This is a genomic window from Sinomonas sp. ASV322, from assembly GCF_030908245.1.
GTDB lineage: Bacteria > Actinomycetota > Actinomycetes > Actinomycetales > Micrococcaceae > Sinomonas.
This window is the reverse complement of the sequence record NZ_JAVFJJ010000004.1, coordinates 277,530-296,862: the sequence shown is the minus strand read 5'-3', so window position 1 is coordinate 296,862 and position 19,333 is coordinate 277,530. Positions and strand designations below refer to the sequence as shown.

Sequence of the window (19,333 nt, the reverse complement as noted above, 5' to 3'; positions counted from 1 at the left end):
AGCGTGTCACCTCCCGGAATCGTTCTTCACGTGCCTCCGGAGGCCCCGGGCAGAAAACCCGGGGTGCCCTTCCTCGTAAGACCTTTGGCACTCCGCGTCGTGACCCTCCGTAAGAGGGAGCCAATCGGGGTTGCCCCTTAGCCCGGGGCAGCCTGTCCTGACCGGTGGCGTCTCTCGACGTTTACGGTCGCTGGCATGTTTACGCGAAGGAGCCTCAGCTAACGAACGGCACCTTGCGCGTCAAGCATAGGCAGGACGGCACCCATCTTCAAGGCGAGGGAGGGCGCTTCTCCTGCGGCCGCCCCCCGGCATCACACAGCACAACGCCCGCCGGTCGGAGTGGGTCCGAGCAGCGGGCATTGTGGGATGTGGGTCCTACCGGGATCGAACCGATGACATCCACGGTGTAAGCGTGGCGCTCTACCAGCTGAGCTAAAGACCCGTGCCGGCGGGCCGGCGATCCCCCACTCTACCCGAGCGCAAGGACCCCGGCGAACTCTCGTGAGGGGCGCCGTCGTCGTCCGGGGTCAGCCGCGCACCCCGGCGCCCACCGCGGAGAGCGCGTCCCTGTACTCGGCCAGGCTTCGCGCCTGCCCGCGGGGGTTGACGACTCGATAGCGCACGATCCCCTCTGCGTCGAGAATGAACGTGCCGCGAAGGGCCATTCCGCTCGACTCGTCGAAAACTCCGTAGCGCCGCGCCACCTCGCCGTGGGGCCAGAAATCGGCCAGAAGGGTGAAGTCGTAGCCTTCCGACTCGGCGTAGGCGCGCAGCGCGAACTTGCTGTCCACGGAGATCGCGAGAACCTGGGCATCCACGTCGGCGAAAGGCGCCCAATTGTCACGGATCTCGCACAGTTCGGACGTGCAGATGCCGGAGAACGCGAACGGGAAGAAGAGCACGACCGTGGGCCTGCCGCGAAGGGACGAAAGCCGGACCGGCTCGCCGAATTGATTGACGAGGTCGAAATCGGGGGCTTCGGCCCCGACTTCCGGGGCTGCGGAGGCGTTCGCCATTCGGTCGATCACTTCTTTCGGGCGAGTCGGGTCGCATGCCAGTCTTTCGAGACGCCGGCGGTCGACGTCGAATGCAAGCCCGCCGTGGGAGCCGACTCCTGAACCTCGACTGGGGGAACGTAGCCCTCGCGGCCCTGCTTCGGGGTGAGGAGCCACACCACTCCGTGCTCGTCGAGAGTCGTCTGGGCGTCGACGAGCATGTCCACGAGGTCACCGTCTCCATCGCGCCACCACACCACGACGGCGTCGACCACGTCGTGGTCGTCCTCGTCGAGGAGCTCGGCGCCGACGAACTCCTCGATCGCGTCGCGGAGGTCGAAGTCGACATCCTCGTCGTATCCGAACTCTTGGATCAGGTCTCCATCCTTGAAACCCAATCGCTCCGCCACATTGCTTCCCGCGGCGGTGTCGGTCTCGCCCACGTTCTTCCTCCTCGCCCAGAGCGCATGTATCCCTCGTAATCCAGCATCGTGGACCCGGGTTTTCCCCGTGCTGCAGGGAATGTACCTATAAGCCAACACCGTTTGGCCCGTAGCATCAAGCGCACGCGCTGCAAGGGCGGGCTGTCGCCGCTAGAGTGACTTCAGAGCGCGCCGCTGCTCCGGCCGGTGAACCCGGCCGCTGGGGAGAGCGCTTACACGAAATCGGGGCCTGAATGGTGAGCCCCAGCGACGATATCGCCCGACGTCCGGCTGCCACCCGCTCCGGTCCAGCGGGCTTGAAGAGAGGTTTGGACGTGTCTGTAGGAGAAGAAACCTCGCACATCCTGAGCGGTCTGACGAATCAACTGCCCGACCGCGACCCGGAAGAGACCGCCGAATGGATCGAGTCTCTCGACGCCCTGATCGAACAGCACGGCACCGAGCGCGCGCAGTACATCATGCGCAGCCTGCTCCAGCGCGCCGGCTCACGCAGTGTGGGCGTCCCGATGGTGACGACGACGGACTTCGTCAACACGATTCCTGCCGACCAGGAGCCCGAATACCCGGGCAATGAAGAATTCGAGCGCCGCTACCGCGCCTACATGCGGTGGAATGCGGCAATCATGGTGCACCGCGCGCAGCGCCCCGGCATCGGGGTCGGCGGGCACATCTCGACCTACGCCGGCGCCGCGACGCTGTACGAGGTGGGGTTCAACCACTTCTTCCGCGGCAAGGACCACTCCGGCGGCGGCGACCAGGTGTTCTTCCAGGGCCACGCCTCCCCCGGCATGTACGCGCGCGCATTCATGGAAGGGCGGCTGAGCGAGGAAGACCTCGACGGCTTCCGCCAGGAGAAGTCGCACCAGGGCCACGCCCTCTCGTCCTACCCGCACCCGCGCATGATGCCCGAGTTCTGGGAGTTCCCGACCGTGTCCATGGGCATCGGCCCGATGAACGCGATCTACCAGGCCCAGACCAACCGCTACCTCCACAATCGTGGCCTCAAGGACACCTCGGACCAGCAAGTGTGGGCGTTCCTCGGCGACGGCGAGATGGACGAGCCCGAGAGCCGCGGCCTACTCCAGCTCGCGGCGAACGAGAACCTCGACAACCTCACGTTCGTCGTCAACTGCAACCTCCAGCGCCTCGACGGGCCCGTGCGCGGCAACGGCAAGATCATCCAGGAGCTCGAGGCCTTCTTCCGCGGCGCGGGCTGGAACGTCATCAAGGTCATCTGGGGCCGTGAGTGGGACGCCCTGCTCCGCAAGGACTCCAACGGCCAGCTCGTCAAGGTCATGAACGAGACGCTCGACGGCGACTACCAGACCTACAAGGCCGAGTCCGGCGGGTTCGTCCGCGAGCACTTCTTCGGCAAGACGCCGGAGACGAAGGAACTCGTCGCGGACCTCACGGACGAGGAGATCTGGAACCTCAAGCGCGGCGGCCACGACTACTGGAAGGTCTACGCCGCCTACAAGGCCGCGACCGAGTTCAAGGGCAAGCCGAGCGTCATCCTGGCCATGACGGTCAAGGGCTACGGCCTCGGTCCGCATTTCGAGGGCCGCAACGCGACCCACCAGATGAAGAAGATGACGCTGCAGGACCTCAAGGACTTCCGCGATCACCTCCGCATCCCGATCACGGACGAGCAGCTCGAGGCCGATCCGTACCAGCCGCCGTATTACCACCCCGGCATGGACGTTCCCGAGATCCAGTACATGATGGAGCGCCGCCGGGCCCTCGGCGGATTCCTGCCCGAACGCCGCGACCAGAAGAAGGCCGTCGCTCTCCCAGACGAGAAGTCGTTCGAGGTCGCGCGGCGCGGTTCGGGGAAGCAGCAGGCCGCGACCACGATGGCCTTCGTGCGCCTGCTCAAGGACCTCATGCGGGACAAGGAGTTCGGCAAGCGCATCGTGCCGATCGTCCCCGACGAAGCGCGGACCTTCGGCATGGACGCGTTCTTCCCGACCGCGAAGATCTACAACCCGAAGGGCCAGAACTACCTCTCGGTGGACCGCGACCTCGTGCTCGCGTACAAGGAAGCACCCGAGGGCCAGATCCTGCACGCGGGCATCAATGAGGCGGGCTCGACGGCCGCGTTCACGGCCACGGGCACGTCCTACGCGACGCACGGCGAGGCGCTCGTGCCGATCTACGTGTTCTACTCGATGTTCGGCTTCCAGCGCACCGGCGACTCGTTCTGGGCCGCCGCCGACCAGCTCACGCGCGGCTTCATCATCGGCGCTACCGCGGGCCGCACGACCCTCACGGGCGAAGGCACCCAGCACGCGGACGGGCACTCGCCGATCCTGGCGTCCACGAACCCCGCCGTGGTCTCCTACGACCCCGCGTACGGGTACGAGATCGGCCACATCGTGCGGGCGGGCCTCGAGCGCATGTACGGCGGCGCCCATCCCGATCCGAACGTCATGTACTACATCACCGTGTACAACGAGCCGATCGTCCAGCCGGCTGAGCCCGAAGAGCTCGACGTCGACGGCCTCCTCAAGGGCATCTACCTCCTTGCGCCCGCGAAGATCGACGGCCCGCGCACGCAGCTCCTCGCCTCGGGCGTCGCGATCCCGTGGGCTCTCGAGGCCCAGCAGATCCTCGCCGAAGAATGGGGAGTCTCGGCCGACGTGTGGAGCGTGACCTCGTGGACCGAACTCCGCCGCGACGGGCTCGCCGCGGAGCAGGAGGCGTTCCTCAATCCCGGCCAGAAGCCACGCATGCCGTTCGTGACGCAGCAGCTCGCGGGTGCGACAGGACCGATCGTCGCCGTCACGGACTACATGAAGGCCGTGCCGGACCAGATCCGCCAGTTCCTGCCGAACGAGTTCGCGACGCTCGGCGCCGACGAGTTCGGCTTCGCCGACACGCGCGCCGCGGCCCGCCGGTACTTCCACATCGACAGCCACTCGGTCGTGGTCCGCGCGCTCCAGATGCTCGCGCGCCGCGGAGAAGTCGACGCCGACGCGCCTCGCCAGGCATTCGAGCGGTACCACCTGCTCGACGTCAACGCTGGGACGACCGGCAACGCGGGCGGAGAGAGCTAGTCTCCCGTCCGGCTCCAGAACCACAGACGACGGCGGCGCTCCCCGAAGCGGGGGCGCCGCCGTCGTCGTCCCTCGCCCCGCCGACAGGAGGCAGGGAGGCCCCTTGTAGCCTTCGCACAAATTCCGGTCGCGGGGAGGCACAACCTATGCTCTTCACATGCAGCCCTCGCCGCCCGCCCCCGGAGGTGCCCGCAAGGCCCGCCTGAGCGTCTCCCCCGCAAAGGCCGAGACACTCAAGAAGCTCCGCAGCAGCGTCGGCCAGCTCTCAACGACCACGACGCGGGAGCTCGAGCGTTCCCTTCCGTGGTACAGCCGCCTGAGCGCCGACGAACGCTCGGCGCTGGGCCTCGTCGCGCAGAACGGCATCGCGGCGTTCGTCACCTGGTACGAGCGGCCGACTCTTCCGTCGTGGGTCCTCTCCGATGTCTTCGGCAACGCCCCGACCGAGCTCACCCGCTCAATCAGCCTCCAGAAGGCGCTTCAGCTGATCCGCATCGTGGTCGAGGTTGTCGAGGATCAGGTGCCCAACCTTGCCCTCGAGGAGGACCAGCCGGCGCTCCGTGAAGCCGTGCTCCGGTACTCGCGCGAGGTCGCGTTCGCGGCCGCGGACGTCTACGCGCGCGCCGCGGAGACGCGCGGCTCGTGGGACACGCGGCTCGAAGCGCTCATCGTCGACGCGATCCTGCGCGGCGAGAACACCGACGCCCTCCGCTCGCGCATTGCCGCCCTCGGCTGGAAGGCGCAGGAGCGGTTCACGGTCATGGTCGGCAGCTCGCCGCTCGAACCGAGCCCGAGCTACGTAGGCGAGGTGCGGCGCATCGCGGGCCGGTACGCTCAAGACGCGCTCGTGGGCATCCAAGGCGACCGCCTCATTCTCATCCTCGGAGGCATTGACGAGGACGAAGCCGCGTACGCGAAGCTCAGCGAGCTCTTCGCCCCCGGCCCCGTCGTCTTCGGGCCTCAGGCGGAAAGCCTGCCCGAGATCAGCGCCTCGGCGCAGGCGGCGTTCGCGGGCCTCTCGGCGGCGCGTGCATGGCCCAACGCTCCCCGCCCGGTCGCGGCCGACGACCTCCTTCCGGAGCGCGTCGTCGCAGGCGACGACGCGGCGCGGCGCGCCCTCGTCCAGAAGATCTACCGCCCGCTGCTCGCCGCCTCCAACGGGCTGATCGAGACGCTCAGCGCGTATCTCGAGCTGGGGCATTCCCTCGAGGCGACGGCCCGCGAGCTCTTCGTGCATGCGAACACCGTCCGGTACCGGCTCCGGCGCGTGTGCGACGTGACGGGATGGGATCCGCTGCTTCCGCGCGAGGCATTCGTGCTCCAGACTGCACTCGTCGTGGGGCGCCTCGCGGCGACTCCGAACGGGCGCGAACGCGGCGGCCGACAGGGCGGGTAGGGCGGGACCACGGTCCCCCGAGAGCTGGCGAACCGCGGCGCGCGGACTTCTGACACAACCGCGAAACACCGCTCGTCGCAGAGTGCCCCGTTGTAGACTTCCTACAATCCGGGTTCTGGAGCTTGGTGCGCGCAGGCACCGCTGGAACCGCCTACCCTTTGGAAAGCTGGATAACGTGCTAGCAATTGTCTGCCCTGGACAGGGCTCCCAGACGCCGGGCTTCCTTGCCCCGTGGCTTGAGCTGCCATCTGCCGCAGAGCATCTCGGCGAACTCGGCGAGGTCGTCGGCCTCGATCTCGTGGCTCATGGAACGACGTCAGACGAAGAGACGATCAAGGACACGGCTGTCGCGCAGCCCCTCATCGTTGCCGCAGGCCTCGTCGCCGCGCGCTCCCTGTTCGACGTCGAGCTATCGACCCTCCCCGTCGTCCTCGCAGGGCACTCCGTCGGCGAGATCACGGCTTCGGCCCTCGCCGGCGTCCTGAGCGAATCTGACGCCATGACGTTCGTCGGCCTGCGCGCCCGCGAGATGGCAAAGGCCGCCGCCGCGACGCCGACTGGCATGAGCGCGGTCGTCGGCGGCGACCCGGATGAAGTCCTCGCGGCGATCAAGGCGAGCGGCGCCTCGCCCGCCAACGTCAATGGCGGCGGGCAGATCGTGGCCGCAGGGACGCTCGAGGAGCTTGCGGCCCTCGCCGAGAACCCGCCCGCAAAGGCCCGCGTGATCCCGCTCAAGGTCGCCGGCGCGTTCCACACCCGGCACATGGCCCCCGCGGTCTCGGCGCTCGAAGAGCTCCGCCCGACGCTCGCGGTCGCCAACCCCGCGGTTCCGCTCCTCTCCAACTTCGACGGCCAGAAGGTGACGCAGGGCGACGCCGCGGTCGAGAGCCTCGTCGCCCAGGTCTCGCGGCCCGTCCGGTGGGACCTCTGCATGGAGACCATGAAGTCCCTCGGCGTGACGGGCCTCATCGAGCTGGCTCCCGCGGGCACCCTCGCTGGCCTCGCGAAGCGCGGACTCCCCGGCATCAAGACCGTCGCCGTCAAGACCCCGGCCGACCTCACGGCCGCCCTCGAGCTGTTCGCTGCGGACGCCGAGCAGAACCCGTCACCCGAAGAGGAAACCGTATGACCACGATCGAGCTGCGGCAGGCCCCCACCCGCGCCCATTCGCGCATTCTGGGCGTCGGCGCGTACCGGCCCTCCGTCGTCGTCACGAACGACGACGTGTGCCAGTGGATCGACTCGTCCGACGAGTGGATCCGTCAGCGCACCGGCATCGTGACGCGCCACCGCGCCCCCGCTGAGGTCGAGCTCATCGACATGGCCGAGGGAGCCGCGCGCGAGGCCCTCGAGAAGGCAGGCATCGAAGGCTCCCAGCTCGGCGCCGTCATCGTCTCCACCGTCACGCACCCCTACGCGACGCCGTCGGCCGCCTCGCTCCTGTGCGACCGGATCGGCGCCACCCCGGCCCCGGCGTACGACATCTCGGCGGCCTGCGCCGGCTATTGCTACGGGGTCGCGCAGGCTGACGCGCTTGTCCGCTCCGGCGCGGCCGAGTACGTGCTCGTGGTCGGCGCCGAGAAGCTCAGCGACTTCATCGACAACAGCGAGCGGAGCATCTCGTTCCTTCTCGGCGACGGCGCCGGCGCCGTGGTCGTGGGCCCCTCCGAGACCCCCGGCATCGGCCCGTCGGTGTGGGGCTCGGACGGCAGCAAGTGGAACACGATCGGCATGACCCACTCGCTCCTCGACGTGCGGGATCTTTCGGAAGAGGCCGAGCGGGACGGCGCCGGCAAGGCCGCAGCTGTCCTCGGCACCGAGGCGAAGATCTGGCCCACGCTCCGACAGGACGGCCAGTCGGTATTCCGCTGGGCGGTGTGGGAGATGGCCAAGGTTGCCAAGCAGGCTCTCGAGGCCGCGGGAGTCAAGCCCGAGGACCTCGGAGCCTTCGTGCCGCACCAGGCGAACATGCGTATCATCGACGAGATGGTCAAGCAGCTCAAGCTGCCTGAGAGCGTCGTCGTCGCCCGCGACATCGCGGATGCCGGCAACACCTCGGCGGCATCGATCCCGCTCGCCACGCACCGGCTCCTCACGGAGAACCCCGATCTGAGCGGCAAGCTCTCCCTCCAGATCGGCTTCGGGGCCGGGCTCGTGTTCGGGGCCCAGGTCATCGCCCTTCCTTAGTCCCCCAGCGGACCGGGCCTCGCGCCCGTTGCGCTTTGAGCCAAGCCGCACAAGTGGCTTGCCCAGCCAGCCCGGCGCAAGCCGGCTAACCGAGAAAAGGAGCCGACATGGCTAGCAACGAAGAGATCCTCGCCGGTCTGGCCGAGATCATCAACGAAGAGACCGGCCTCTCCACCGAGGCCGTACAGCTCGAGAAGTCCTTCACCGACGACCTCGACATCGACTCGATCTCGATGATGACCATCGTCGTCAACGCCGAGGAGAAGTTCGGCGTGCGCATCCCCGACGAGGAGGTCAAGAACCTCTCGACCGTCGGCGACGCCGTGGACTTCATCTCCAAGGCCCAGGCCTGACCTGCCTTCTGCGACGGCCGGTACCGAACGGTGCCGGCCGTCTTCTCCACCCAGACAGCCGTCACCGGCTCTCGACCCCCGAAAGAGTGAACCATGGCCCGCAAAGTTGTCATCACCGGCCTCGGCGCCACCACCCCGATCGGCGGCGACGTTCCCACTCTGTGGCAGAACGCGCTCAAGGGCGTCTCCGGCGTCGTCAGGCTGACCGATGACTGGGTCGAGGAGTTCGACCTGCCGGTCAAGATCGCGGCGAAGCTCTCCGTTCCTGCCGAGGAAGTCCTCGGGCGCGTCGAGATGAAGCGTATGGACCCCTCCACGCAGTACGGCGTCATCGCGGCGCGCGAAGCGTGGAAGGACTCGGGCATCGAGGAGATCGACCACGATCGGCTCGCCGTCGCCTTCGCGACCGGCATCGGCGGCGTCTGGACGCTCCTCAACGGGTGGGACACGCTCAAGGAGAAGGGACCGCGCCGGGTCCTCCCGATGACGGTTCCGATGCTCATGCCCAACGGCGTGGCGGCGGCTGTGAGCCTCGACCTCGGCGCGCGAGCAGGGGCGCACACCCCGGTCTCGGCGTGTGCGTCGGGAACCGAGGCGATGGCGGTCGGCCAGGAGCTCATTCGCTCGGGCAAGGCCGACGTCGTCATGGTCGGCGGTGCCGAGGCGGCCATCCACCCGATGCCGATCGCGGCCTTCGCGTCGATGCAGGCGCTGTCCAAGCGCAACGACGATCCCGAGCGCGCGTCGCGCCCCTACGACCTCGACCGCGACGGCTTCGTGATGGGCGAAGGGGCCGGCGCCCTCGTCCTCGAGGCCGAGGAGCACGCGCTCGCGCGCGGAGCTCGGATCTACGCCGAGCTCGCGGGAACGTCCGTCACGGCTGACGCGTACCACATCACCGCCCCGGATCCCGAAGGCCTTGGCGCCACCCGCGCGCTCAAGGCGGCGATGTTCGACGCGCGGATCCAGGCCGAGGACATCGTGCACGTCAACGCGCACGCGACGTCGACGCCCGTGGGCGACAAGCCCGAGTACACGGCGCTCAAGGCAGCGCTCGGCTCCCACGTCGACAACGTGGCGGTCTCCGCCACGAAGTCGCAGATGGGTCACCTGCTCGGGGCCTCCGGCGCGGTCGAGGCGGTCCTCACCGTGCTCGCCGTGCGCGACCGCAAGGCGCCGGTGACCATCAACCTCGATCACCAGGATCCCGAGATCCCGCTCAACGTCGTGACGACGGCGCGCGATCTCCCGCAGGGCGACATCGTGGCGCTGAGCAACTCGTTCGGCTTCGGCGGCCACAACGCCGTCATCGTCGTGCGCAATCACTGACGCAGCATCGTAGAGAAGCACGTGTGGGGCCCGCCATTCGGCGGGCCCCACACGTGTCTGCGATGGAAGTTTGACGTCAGGTCCCGTGGCGTGCCCTGCCTAACCGACCTGATGGAGCCAGCGGACGGGGGCTCCCTCGGCCGCGTGACGGAACGGCTCGAGTTCCTCGTCCCACGCCTCGCCGAGGGCAAGGGACAGCTCGTGGAAGACGACCGAGGGGTCGCCGGCCCCGGATTCGTACGCGTACCGAATGCGATCCTCGGACACCATGATGTTGCCGTGGACATCGGTCGTCGCGTGGAAGATCCCGAGCTCCGGTGTGTGTGACCAGCGGGCACCGTCGACGCCCGGGCTAGGCTCCTCGGTGATCTCGTAGCGAAGGTGCGCCCATCCCCGGAGGGACGAGGCGAGCTGTGCGCCCGTGCCGGGAGCACCCACCCACGAGAGCTCAGCCCGGAACATTCCGGGCGCAGCAGGCTGAGCGGTCCACTCGAGATCCGTTCGCTTTTCCACGACGGAACCGATGGCCCACTCGACGTGCGGGCATAGCGCACTCGGTGACGAGTGCACGAACAGCAGACCACGGGTCATCACTGCAGACATTCCATCCTCCATCGCTGTCGGTACGTCTTCCCCTACGACCGTCAGCACCCGGAGTGCGTGACCAATGGCGGTTTCAATTGTGAGCGGCTCGTCGGTGCAGGGCACCGGACGAGGCCGCCGTCGGCACCCATTCTGCCGGACCATTGCACATTCCGCCAGCAGCGCGCCGCGACGCGCCGAGGGAAAGACCAAACGTTGCCTTCTCGTCATGGAAGGCCCGAGCGGCCACGCCGTGATCCAGGCAGGCGAGCCGTGGGCCTGGACTGCGGGGCTACGCGCGCGGATGGGCCTGGACGTAGCTCGAGCGGAGACGCTCGACGGAGACGTGAGTGTAGAGCTGGGTCGTCGCGAGGCTCGAGTGGCCAAGCAGCTCTTGCACCGAACGGAGATCAGCCCCGCCGTCGAGGAGGTGCGTCGCCGCGGTGTGGCGGAGCGCGTGGGGTCCCCGCGCAGCGGTGTCCCCCAGGCCGCGGAGAGACGCATCGACCGTATCCCTCGCTTGGCGCTGCCCCAACCGCGCGCCACGCCGACCCAGGAACAGGGCGGACCCGCTAGTCTCGATCGCGAGCGCGCGGCGGGCCCCCAGCCACCGAACCAACGCGTTGGCGGCAGGGACGCCGAACGGCACCGTGCGCTCCTTGTTGCCCTTCCCGAGGACACGGATCGTGAGGGCCTGGAGGTCAACGTCATCGATATCCAAACCGACAAGCTCGGAAACGCGAATTCCGGTTGCGTACAGCACCTCGACGAGGGCGGCGTCTCGCATCGCCACGGGGTCGCCGTCGTCCGCTGCATCGGCAAGGCCGGACAGCATGCGGCGTGTCTGCTCTTCGTGCAGCACCTCGGGAAGGTGTTGGTGGCGTTTGGGAGAAGCAAGCCGAAGCGACGGATCCGTCTCAAGGAGGCCTTCACGGACGGCCCACCCGGCAAAGGAACGCACTGCGGCGGTACGGCGGGCTAGCGTTGACCGCGAGAGGCCCGACTCGCTTTGGCGCCCGAGCCAGCGCCGCAACAGTGCAAGGTCGATGTCGCTCAGCTCGCGGGCTCCGTCCTGTTCGGCGGAACTGAGCATCGAGACCAAGTCGCCCTCGTAGGCACGAACCGTGTGGGCGGAGCGGCCACGCCCCAGCTCGAGATGGCGCAGGAAGCCCTCAAAGGGGCCCCTCAGTCCCGCAGCCAACGGCGTCGCATCGTGCACGTTCCCACTCTCGCGGCCTCGCCGGTCTGGAACAAGCCGACACTCCCACGACACCGGTCGATCGCGCGCCGGCGGGCTCGTGCGGGCTCAGGCGCGCTCAGGCGCGCGCGGGCGGGCTCGGGCGGGCTCGTGCGCAGGCCCGGCCTCGGATCATGCGCCCTCCTTCGTGCGCTTCCAGCCCTCTCCTGCCCGAGTGCAAAGGCCGAGGAGCTGAAGCCTGCCCAGACCGGCGCGCACCTGCCCGGGGCTCAGCCCGGCGACGGAGGCGATGCTGTCCACAGACGCCCCGCTGCGCAAGGGAAGGGAGTCGAGGACGAGCACATCCTCAATGGACAGCCCGTCATGAACGGCTTTTCTGCCCGTTTCCTCCTCGGGAAGCCCTTCACCCGCTGGCGCGAGCAGCTCCCACACCTCCTGGGCATCGGTGACGCAGACGGCCGCGCCGTTGCGCAGGAGGCGATGGCATCCCACGGAGTTGATGCTGTAAACCGGACCGGGCACCGCGGCGATGAGACGGCCGAGGTCCACCGCGTGATTCACCGTGCTGAGGGCACCCGACCGCGCTTGGGCTTCGACCACGACGGTGACGCCGGCGAGGGCCGCGATGAGCCGGTTCCTGCGCAGGAACCTGTGTCGGGTCGGGGCGCCTCCTGGCGGCACCTCGGAGACCAAGAGGCCGCGACGTGCGACAGCCCGCAAGAGCTCCTCGTTGCCCGATGGATAGTACCGATCGAGTCCTCCCGCCATGACGGCGACGGTCGGGAGCGCCGAGCCAGACGACGCGAGAGCCGCTCGATGGGCCTGGGCATCGATGCCGTACGCTCCCCCACTGACGACCGTGACTCCGCGGTCCGCGAGCCCCTTCGAGATCTCGCCCGCGACTTCCAGGCCGTAACTGGTGGCCGCCCGTGACCCCACCACGGCCACGCTGCGTCTCGGTGTTGCGACGCGTTCTTCCCCCCGCACCCAGAGCCCGATCGGAGCCTGCTCGCCGAGGTCGTCGAACCCCTCAGGCCACTCGGCGTCCTCAGGGATGACGAGCCTCCCTCCGAAGCGGGCGATGGTCTCGAGATCACGCTCCGGCGCGAGGTGGGCTACCCGGCCTCGCCACCGCTCCTGCGCCGTAGCGACTCCCTCCCAACGCTTCGCCCCGCCCTCGACGACGCGTTGGCCGATCTCGGCATCGAGGCCTTGGTCGGCGCGAGTTCGGCCGGTCGCCACGGCGAGCGCCGCGACCGGACCGAGCGCTGCCACGAGCGCCGCACCCGTCCGATCGCCCGGTTCAATCAGGCGGGTCAGCGCCGCACGAGCGATCCTCGCGTCCCCCAGGCCTCCTTCGATCGGAACCCCTAGGCCAGCTCCCCTAAACTGAACGCCTCCCATCAGCGACCCCCCTCTATCGTTCGGAAAACCAACGCCTGTCCCACATCGTCATCGTCCGGCACGTCGTGCCCGGCGAGGTCGGCGATCGACCAGGCCACGCGAAGAACCCGGTCGTATCCTCGGGCCGTCAGAGTGCCCCGCTCGAGTGCTTGCTCAAGGGTGCGGATGGCCGACGGAGGTGGCCGAAACGGCCCCCTGAGGAGGCGTCCCGGGATCTCGGCATTGGTGTGGAGGCCATAGGGCGCGAGCCGCTCGGTCTGGCGCTCGCGCGCCGCCCTGACCCTGGCCGCCACGACCGCTGAGGCCTCGGCTGGCTCGTTCGAGGCCAGGTCGTAGGTCGAAGGCTGTCTCACGCCCACCTGAATGTCGACGCGATCGAGCAGCGGTCCCGAGAGCCGCGCGAGGTAGCGGCGGCGCGCCTGGGGCGTGCACGTGCACTGCAGGCCTTTCCCCGACGATTGCCCGCAAGGGCAAGGATTGGCCGCGAGCACGAGCTGAAAACGCGCCGGGTAGGTGGCGTGCCCCGCCGATCGATGGATCGACACCTCTCCGCTCTCGAGCGGCTGGCGAAGCGAATCAAGCGTCCGGCCCCCAAACTCCGGCGCCTCGTCGAGGAAGAGGATGCCTCTGTGGGCCCGCGAGGCTGCGCCTGGGCGCGGGATTCCCGAGCCGCCGCCGATGATCGCGACCTGGCTCGCGGTGTGGTGGGGGCTCTCGAAGGGCGGTCGGCGCACGAGTTCCCGTGTCGCGCTCGGGAGCTTCGAGAGGGAGTGAATCGCAGTGACCTCCATGGCAGCCTCGTCGTCCAGGTCAGGCAGGATCCCCGGCAGACGCTCGGCCAGCATGGTCTTTCCCACCCCGGGCGGGCCGAGCATGAAGAGATGATGCCCGCCCGCCGCGGCAACCTCGAGCGCCGCCCGCGCGTCGGCCTGGCCTGCAACGTCGCGGAGGTCGGGGCTCCCGCTCTCTGGGATCGCCCCGCCCTCGCTTCCCGCATCCGCGCGGCGAACGACCGCCTCGGCCATAGCCGCGTCGGAGCCGGGCTCCGGAAGGAGCACCTTGAGCGGATCCGCCCCGAGGTCGAGCACGAGCCCGCCCAGGCTCTCATACTCATGGACCCGCGCCCCCGGAACGAGCCTCGCCTCGGGGCCATTGGCCGCTGCCACGACGATGTCGGGGTGCCCAGCGCGCACGGCCGCCATCACGGCAGGAAGAATGCCCTGCACCGGACGAAGACGCCCGTCGAGCCCCAGCTCGGCGATGAACACTGTCTCAGCTGGGACGCGGATGTCCCCCGCGGCGGCGAGTGCCGCCACCGTGATCGCGAGATCGAACGCCGTGCCCCTCTTCGACAGGGCCGCCGGCAGGAGATTGACCGTGATCTTCCGGCGGCTCAGCGGAATGCCTGAGTTCTGCGCCGCCGACCGCACCCGCTCCTTGGCCTCGTTCAACGCCGAATCTGGAAGCCCCAGCAGGACGAACGCCGGGAGGGTCTGGCCGATATCGGCCTCGACCTCGACGAGATACCCATTGAGCCCCACGAGACCGATCCCGAGAGCCCTCCCGACCCCACTCACGCATGCCGCCCATCCAGCCCCGGACGGCCTATCCGCCACCGAGTGCAGTCCCCAAAACAGCACGGTCGGGCGGGTGCCGTCGCTTCTCTTTCCCCCATGAGTCCACCCTGCCGGGTACGATGCGAGGCTGTCGCGCTGATGGGTCCCCATGTGGATGGAGCGCCCAAAAAACCTCTGTGGAGGACGATTGGCGAACTGGCATCAGCCTGCCGCGAATCGACAGCGCACATCCGGTAGGCCTACGTTTTCGGTCATGTCCAACAAGCCCCTTGATATTTATCCATCGAAGCGCGTTAATCGTCGCCATGAACCCCAAAGCCATCCTCGCGAGCATCTTCACGCCCTGGACGGCTGCGCGTTGCCCCGGCCTTGCTGACACCCGGCACATCATCGGATCGTGGGCCGCCCGAAGTCTGCTGCTGTACTTCGTCGTCGAGCGCGTCGCGGCCGTCGCATGGGTAGATCCGACGAGGCAACCGCCCCTCAACTACGTGACCTACGACTACTGGCAGTACTTCATCAGCGACCTCGGGGCCCGCGGCTGCCAGCCTCGGGATGTCGGCAGCGTCTACGCGCGCAACATCTGCTCTCCCCTGTTTCCGATGATGGACCTGTCGCTCATCTCCCTGGGGGCCGGGATCGTCGTCGCGGCGGCGCTGATCACGTCAACTGTGCTCCGGGTCGGCGGCCACCACGAACGGTTCAAGGACGCGACCACCCGCCCCACCGAGCCCGGCGACGTCCGCATCAGCGAAGCGAGACGCGTAGCCCGACATGTTGTCGGAGAGCACTTTGACCATCGAGTCGGCTGGCGCCACCATGTGACGAACTTCACCCGGTTCCTCATGGCATGTGCAGGCGCATCCCTCGTCGGCGTCGGCGCCTTCCCTGAGGACTACAACACACCGATGCACGTGTACAGCACAGAAGCGTTCCTCGTCTGTTCGGTGTTCACGGTGCTGTTCCTCGCGGTCCTCTGGTGGACACCCCGACCTTTCGTCGCGATCGCGATGTTCTTCACGGCGATCTGGGCTTCGTACGGGGGCTACATGCTCCTCGCGCTCAGCTGGGGATGGCTTGACCCGAACCACGCGTATCCGCGCGGGTGGTACGAGCGGTCCGTCGTCTACGGCTTCATTGCCGGGATGAGCATTCTGGGGCTGACGCTCGGCAGCGGTGCACGCGCGGAGCGGCGGGCCAAGAAGGCCGGCAAGCACGCTCACGTGCCGCCTTCGCCGGACGAGGGTGTCACACTCTTCAGCAGCAATCCTGATGCCGAGGGCGGCGAGCCCGGTGTCGACGTCGCGAGCCAGGCGGCGTCACAGTCCTATCCGTCCTTCGATGGGGCAGATGCGCGCATCCCGTGACCGAGACCCCGAGGGCGCGCCCACAACCACCGCTAAGCAACGCCCCGGAGATGCTCGATGAGCGGCGTGTCGGTTCGCCCGATGCCGGTCACGGCCACGACGTCCACGCGCCGCGCCCGCTTCAGCTGGCCGTTCTCGCGGGCCCACGCTGCAGCGAGCCGGACGATGCGAGCCAGCTTGGCGCCGTCGACCGCTTCGAATGGATGGCCGAACGCCCATGAGGACCTCGCCTTGACCTCCACCGCAACCAAGACGTCTCCGTCGAGGGCCACGAGATCGAGTTCGCCGCCGACCCCCCGCCAATTCCGGTCCAGCACGGTGAAGCCGATCGTGTCGAGGTACGCCTCAGCGAGGCGTTCGCCGCGCTGGCCCACCCGGTCTTTTGCCCTCATGCGGCCTACACTGCCAGCACCCAGCGCAGGACCCCATGGCGAGTCCGCGCTATGTGGACGAATCGCCTCGGGAATCCCTGTTGAGGACTAACCCCGCGGCAACCCACCGCGGCTACGTGCCCAGGCCGTCCTTCGGGAGGGCAAGGTCCTCGACCTTGGGAAGCTCCTCGACATTCACGTCCTTGAACGTGATCACCCGAACGCTCTTGACGAAGCGCGCGCTGCGGTAGACGTCCCAGACCCACGCATCCTGGAGGGTCAGATCAAAGTACACCTCGCCGTCGGCAGACCGCGCCTGGAGGTCGACGTGGTTGGCGAGGTAGAACCGACGCTCGGTCTCCACGACGTAGCTGAAGAGCGAGACGACATCGCGGTACTCCCGGTAGAGCTGGAGCTCCATGTCGGTCTCATAGTTCTCGAGGTCTTCTGCGCTCATAGTCCTATCTTCCATCACCGACGAGGGCCTCGACCGCCGCCCGGTCGAGGTTCCAGCTCCGCCGGTGCCACATTGTCGGCCCGAAGGACTGGAGGGCCGCGCGATGCTCGGGGGTCGCGTAGCCTTTGTTGACGGCCCAGCCGAAACGCGGGTCCTGCGCGCCGAGCTGCCCCATGAGCCCGTCGCGCTCGACCTTGGCGAGAATGCTGGCAGCGGCAACTGCCTGGCACTTGAGGTCGGCCTTGATCATCGTCCGCACCGGAACGGTCGGCACGGGCGTCGCATCGCCGAAGAGGGATCCCTGGCCCCCGCGGCCCAGCCAATCGTAGTTGCCATCGAGATGGACGACGTCGGGCACGACCCCGGCCGCCTCGATCTCGCCGAGGGCCCGCGCGCCTGCCAGGCGGAGCGCTTCCATGAGGCCGACGTCGTCGATCTCCTCGGCGCTCGCGTGTCCCACCGCGCTCGCGACCGCCCACTTTCGGACGAGCGGAACGAGCTCGATTCTCCGTTCGGGGGCGAGCAGCTTGCTGTCGCGCAGGACCGTTCTGGTCTTGACAGATCGCGCATCGATCACGACAACCCCGACGCTCACGGGCCCCGCAAGCGCGCCGCGGCCGACCTCGTCGCATCCTGCGACCAGCGGGCCGAACTCGGCGGCGAGCTGCCGCACGTAGCGAAGGGTCGGCGCGGCGGGTGGCCGCTTCGGCGCGACCGGCCGGTCGAGGGTGGAGTGGTCGAGCGGCGTCATGTCACTTGGGGTTCGGAACGGAGGAGAACGTAGAGGGGTAGTTGCCGAGCGCGGTCAGGCGGTTGAGCGGCCAGGCAATGACGACGGCCTGGCCCTCGATGTCGCCCCTGTCGATGAATCCATCGCCGGGCTCTTGGGAGTTGTGGTAGCGGGAGTCGGACGAATGGTTGCGGTTGTCTCCCATCACCCACACCTTGCCGGCCGGAACGGTCACATCGAACGGGACGGGACGCGGGATTTCGGCCGGATTGACGTAAGGCTCGCTGAGCGCGGCTCCGTTCACCGTGATGTGCTGCTGGGCATCGCAGCACACGACATGGTCGCCGGGGAGGCCGATGAGGCGCTTGATGAGGTGCTGCTGCGACGTGTCCGGGAGCAGGCCGATGAATTCGAAGCTCTCCTGGAACCAGTTCTGTTCGCCGTACGTGGACGGCGGAAGCCAGCCCTTCGTGTCCTTGAACACAATGACGTCCCCCCGCTGGAGCGCGAAGTTCCTCGGCACCATGAGGTTCACGAAAATGCGGTCGTTCTCCTCGAGCGTCGGCACCATCGACTCGGAGGGGATGTAGAACGCCTTGAAGAAGAACGTCTTGATGACGAACGAGAGCACGATCGAGATCACGAGGATGAGCGCGATCTCGCGCAGAAGCGCAAGGAATCCGTTCCGCTTCGGCTTCCCCGTGCTCCCCGAAGCGCCCTCGTGATGACGAGCGGCCGAATCCGCGGCGTCCGATCCTGTTCCGGCCCCGTGCGTCACTGATGTCCCTTCATGGTGCTCATTTCCCCCAATCTATCAAGCGGCCACAGAATGGCGACCGGCTCGCCGATCACACGATCCGTGCGGATGAGCCCGCCGCCCGGCGCTCCGAGGAGCGAGCGGGAGTCGACCGAATCCGACCGGTGGTCACCGAGGAGCCACAGCCTTCCCTGAGGGACGACGACGTCGAACTTGACGTCGCTCGGCGCGTCACCCGGGTACAGGTACGGCTCGGCGAGCGGGACACCGTTGATGGTGAGACGCCCGTCCGCCGCGCAGCACGCGACATGGTCGCCGGCGACTCCGACGACGCGCTTGACGTACGCCGTCTCGTTCGGGACGACGCCGAGCCACGCGCCGACGCCCCACACGGCGTCGCCGATCCAGCCGCGCCCGCTCTCGAGGGGCGCGAGCGAGCCGCGGCCGTCGAAGACGACGACGTCGCCGCGCGCCACCGGCCGCCCCGCGAAGGCTGTGCGGGAGACGGCAATGCGGTCGCCTGGCGCCAGGAGAGGCTCCATCGAGCCGGAGGGGACATAGAAGACGTCGACGATGAACGCCCGCGCGAGCCCCCCTACGAGGAGGGCCGCGAACACCCCGAGAAGCGCCGAGCGCCAGCCCAGAAGCCTGGGCCGGCGCTCGGTCCGGGTGCCGCGTTCGGAGTCTGCTGGAGAAGTCACGAAACGTCTGCGGCTGAAGCCGTAAGGCCTAAGCGGCGATGCAATCGCCAGGTCTTACTTGGAAGCGGTGTAGTCGCGCTTCTCCTTGATCTTGGCAGCCTTGCCCCGGAGCTCGCGCATGTAGTAGAGCTTCGCGCGGCGGACGTCGCCCTTGGTCACAACCTCGATCTTGTCGATGATCGGGGAGTGAACCGGGAACGTGCGCTCGACGCCGACGCCGAAGGAAACCTTGCGGACGGTGAACGTCTCGCGAACGCCGTGGCCCTGACGGCCGACGACGAAGCCCTGGAAGACCTGGATACGCGAGTTCTTGCCTTCGATGATGTTGACGTGAACCTTGATGGTGTCGCCGGGGGCGAAGGACGGGATGTCCGAACGCAGGGACGAAGCGTCAACCGAGTCGAGAATATGCATTGTGCTACTCCTGGCG

General features: G+C 68.1%; 19 protein-coding genes, 1 tRNA gene and 1 riboswitch. Of the genes, 7 read left to right on the top strand and 13 right to left on the bottom strand.

Annotated elements, in window-relative coordinates; genetic code table 11:
• Positions 1 to 62: 62 nt before the first annotated feature.
• Positions 63 to 233: riboswitch (M-box (ykoK) riboswitch) on the bottom strand.
• A gap of 136 nt (positions 234 to 369) precedes the next feature.
• The 3 genes from RBS12_RS08140 to RBS12_RS08130 form a co-directional block, all read right to left on the bottom strand.
• Positions 370 to 442, bottom strand: a tRNA-Val gene (locus tag RBS12_RS08140).
• Between the two features lie 85 nt (positions 443 to 527).
• Positions 528 to 1,016 (bottom strand): peroxiredoxin, encoded by a 489-nt coding sequence (locus RBS12_RS08135; RefSeq protein ID WP_307965566.1) that lies wholly within the window; start codon positions 1,014 to 1,016, stop codon positions 528 to 530.
• A gap of 8 nt (positions 1,017 to 1,024) precedes the next feature.
• Positions 1,025 to 1,438 carry a DUF3052 domain-containing protein gene (locus tag RBS12_RS08130; RefSeq protein WP_307965565.1) on the bottom strand — a complete coding sequence of 138 codons (414 nt, stop codon included), beginning with the start codon at positions 1,436 to 1,438 and terminating at the stop codon, positions 1,025 to 1,027.
• A 314-nt stretch (positions 1,439 to 1,752) separates the two neighbouring features.
• On the opposite strand from RBS12_RS08130, the gene aceE reads away from it, so the two are divergent.
• The 6 genes from aceE (at position 1,753) to fabF (ending at position 9,759) form a co-directional block, all read left to right on the top strand.
• Positions 1,753 to 4,494 carry a pyruvate dehydrogenase (acetyl-transferring), homodimeric type gene (gene aceE / locus RBS12_RS08125; RefSeq protein WP_307965564.1) on the top strand — a complete coding sequence of 914 codons (2,742 nt, stop codon included), beginning with the start codon at positions 1,753 to 1,755 and terminating at the stop codon, positions 4,492 to 4,494.
• Positions 4,495 to 4,651: 157 nt separating this feature from the next.
• Complete coding sequence (locus RBS12_RS08120; protein WP_307965563.1) at positions 4,652 to 5,890, top strand: helix-turn-helix domain-containing protein; 1,239 nt, start codon at positions 4,652 to 4,654, stop codon at positions 5,888 to 5,890.
• A 175-nt stretch (positions 5,891 to 6,065) separates the two neighbouring features.
• A complete protein-coding gene (locus tag RBS12_RS08115; RefSeq protein WP_307965562.1) occupies positions 6,066 to 7,019 on the top strand; it encodes an ACP S-malonyltransferase in 954 nt (317 codons plus the stop codon).
• Positions 7,016 to 8,077 carry a beta-ketoacyl-ACP synthase III gene (locus RBS12_RS08110; protein ID WP_307965561.1) on the top strand — a complete coding sequence of 354 codons (1,062 nt, stop codon included), beginning with the start codon at positions 7,016 to 7,018 and terminating at the stop codon, positions 8,075 to 8,077. The genes RBS12_RS08115 and RBS12_RS08110 overlap by 4 nt, the downstream gene beginning before the upstream one ends.
• 107 nt (positions 8,078 to 8,184) lie before the next feature.
• Positions 8,185 to 8,430 (top strand): acyl carrier protein, encoded by a 246-nt coding sequence (locus RBS12_RS08105; RefSeq protein ID WP_307965560.1) that lies wholly within the window; start codon positions 8,185 to 8,187, stop codon positions 8,428 to 8,430.
• A gap of 93 nt (positions 8,431 to 8,523) precedes the next feature.
• A complete protein-coding gene (fabF, locus tag RBS12_RS08100) occupies positions 8,524 to 9,759 on the top strand; it encodes a beta-ketoacyl-ACP synthase II (protein WP_307965559.1) in 1,236 nt (411 codons plus the stop codon).
• A 99-nt stretch (positions 9,760 to 9,858) separates the two neighbouring features.
• Here the strand turns inward: fabF and RBS12_RS08095 are convergent, their stop codons facing one another.
• The 4 genes from RBS12_RS08095 to RBS12_RS08080 form a co-directional block, all read right to left on the bottom strand.
• A complete protein-coding gene (locus RBS12_RS08095; protein ID WP_307965558.1) occupies positions 9,859 to 10,362 on the bottom strand; it encodes a DUF3145 domain-containing protein in 504 nt (167 codons plus the stop codon).
• A 271-nt stretch (positions 10,363 to 10,633) separates the two neighbouring features.
• Positions 10,634 to 11,560 carry a tyrosine recombinase XerC gene (locus RBS12_RS08090; RefSeq protein WP_307965557.1) on the bottom strand — a complete coding sequence of 309 codons (927 nt, stop codon included), beginning with the start codon at positions 11,558 to 11,560 and terminating at the stop codon, positions 10,634 to 10,636.
• Positions 11,561 to 11,710: 150 nt separating this feature from the next.
• Complete coding sequence (gene dprA, locus RBS12_RS08085) at positions 11,711 to 12,814, bottom strand: DNA-processing protein DprA (RefSeq protein ID WP_307965556.1); 1,104 nt, start codon at positions 12,812 to 12,814, stop codon at positions 11,711 to 11,713.
• A 128-nt stretch (positions 12,815 to 12,942) separates the two neighbouring features.
• Positions 12,943 to 14,520 carry a YifB family Mg chelatase-like AAA ATPase gene (locus tag RBS12_RS08080; protein ID WP_307965555.1) on the bottom strand — a complete coding sequence of 526 codons (1,578 nt, stop codon included), beginning with the start codon at positions 14,518 to 14,520 and terminating at the stop codon, positions 12,943 to 12,945.
• Positions 14,521 to 14,825: 305 nt separating this feature from the next.
• On the opposite strand from RBS12_RS08080, the gene RBS12_RS08075 reads away from it, so the two are divergent.
• The gene (locus tag RBS12_RS08075; protein WP_307965554.1) at positions 14,826 to 15,887 is read left to right on the top strand and encodes a hypothetical protein; all 1,062 of its coding nucleotides are present in this window, start codon (positions 14,826 to 14,828) and stop codon (positions 15,885 to 15,887) included.
• 32 nt (positions 15,888 to 15,919) lie between these two features.
• Here the strand turns inward: RBS12_RS08075 and RBS12_RS08070 are convergent, their stop codons facing one another.
• The 6 genes from RBS12_RS08070 to rplS form a co-directional block, all read right to left on the bottom strand.
• Entirely contained in the window at positions 15,920 to 16,279 is a 360-nt protein-coding gene (locus RBS12_RS08070) for a YraN family protein (protein WP_307965553.1), read from the bottom strand.
• Positions 16,280 to 16,391: 112 nt separating this feature from the next.
• A complete protein-coding gene (locus RBS12_RS08065; protein ID WP_043127802.1) occupies positions 16,392 to 16,715 on the bottom strand; it encodes a DUF2469 domain-containing protein in 324 nt (107 codons plus the stop codon).
• A 4-nt stretch (positions 16,716 to 16,719) separates the two neighbouring features.
• On the bottom strand, positions 16,720 to 17,466 hold the full coding sequence (locus RBS12_RS08060) for a ribonuclease HII (protein WP_307965552.1): 747 nt from the start codon (positions 17,464 to 17,466) through the stop codon (positions 16,720 to 16,722).
• Position 17,467: 1 nt separating this feature from the next.
• Positions 17,468 to 18,223 (bottom strand): signal peptidase I, encoded by a 756-nt coding sequence (gene lepB / locus RBS12_RS08055; protein WP_307965551.1) that lies wholly within the window; start codon positions 18,221 to 18,223, stop codon positions 17,468 to 17,470.
• Positions 18,220 to 18,903 carry a signal peptidase I gene (lepB, locus tag RBS12_RS08050; RefSeq protein WP_307965550.1) on the bottom strand — a complete coding sequence of 228 codons (684 nt, stop codon included), beginning with the start codon at positions 18,901 to 18,903 and terminating at the stop codon, positions 18,220 to 18,222. Before lepB (RBS12_RS08050) ends, lepB (RBS12_RS08055) begins: the two co-directional genes overlap by 4 nt.
• A 54-nt stretch (positions 18,904 to 18,957) precedes the next feature.
• Positions 18,958 to 19,317, bottom strand: coding sequence for a 50S ribosomal protein L19 (gene rplS / locus RBS12_RS08045; protein WP_307965549.1), 360 nt, complete (start codon positions 19,315 to 19,317; stop codon positions 18,958 to 18,960).
• Positions 19,318 to 19,333: the final 16 nt, after the last annotated feature.

Bases quoted from the DNA above. Each gene is read 5' to 3' on its own strand.
- RBS12_RS08135 (WP_307965566.1), bottom strand. From the start codon at position 1,016: ATGGCGAACGCCTCCGCAGCCCCGGAAGTCGGGGCCGAAGCCCCCGAT.
- RBS12_RS08120 (WP_307965563.1), top strand. From the start codon at position 4,652: ATGCAGCCCTCGCCGCCCGCCCCCGGAGGTGCCCGCAAGGCCCGCCTG.
- RBS12_RS08110 (WP_307965561.1), top strand. From the start codon at position 7,016: ATGACCACGATCGAGCTGCGGCAGGCCCCCACCCGCGCCCATTCGCGC.
- RBS12_RS08105 (WP_307965560.1), top strand. From the start codon at position 8,185: ATGGCTAGCAACGAAGAGATCCTCGCCGGTCTGGCCGAGATCATCAAC.
- fabF (WP_307965559.1), top strand. From the start codon at position 8,524: ATGGCCCGCAAAGTTGTCATCACCGGCCTCGGCGCCACCACCCCGATC.
- RBS12_RS08095 (WP_307965558.1), bottom strand. From the start codon at position 10,362: ATGTCTGCAGTGATGACCCGTGGTCTGCTGTTCGTGCACTCGTCACCG.
- RBS12_RS08075 (WP_307965554.1), top strand. From the start codon at position 14,826: ATGAACCCCAAAGCCATCCTCGCGAGCATCTTCACGCCCTGGACGGCT.
- RBS12_RS08070 (WP_307965553.1), bottom strand. From the start codon at position 16,279: ATGAGGGCAAAAGACCGGGTGGGCCAGCGCGGCGAACGCCTCGCTGAG.
- RBS12_RS08065 (WP_043127802.1), bottom strand. From the start codon at position 16,715: ATGAGCGCAGAAGACCTCGAGAACTATGAGACCGACATGGAGCTCCAG.
- RBS12_RS08060 (WP_307965552.1), bottom strand. From the start codon at position 17,466: ATGACGCCGCTCGACCACTCCACCCTCGACCGGCCGGTCGCGCCGAAG.
- rplS (WP_307965549.1), bottom strand. From the start codon at position 19,317: ATGCATATTCTCGACTCGGTTGACGCTTCGTCCCTGCGTTCGGACATC.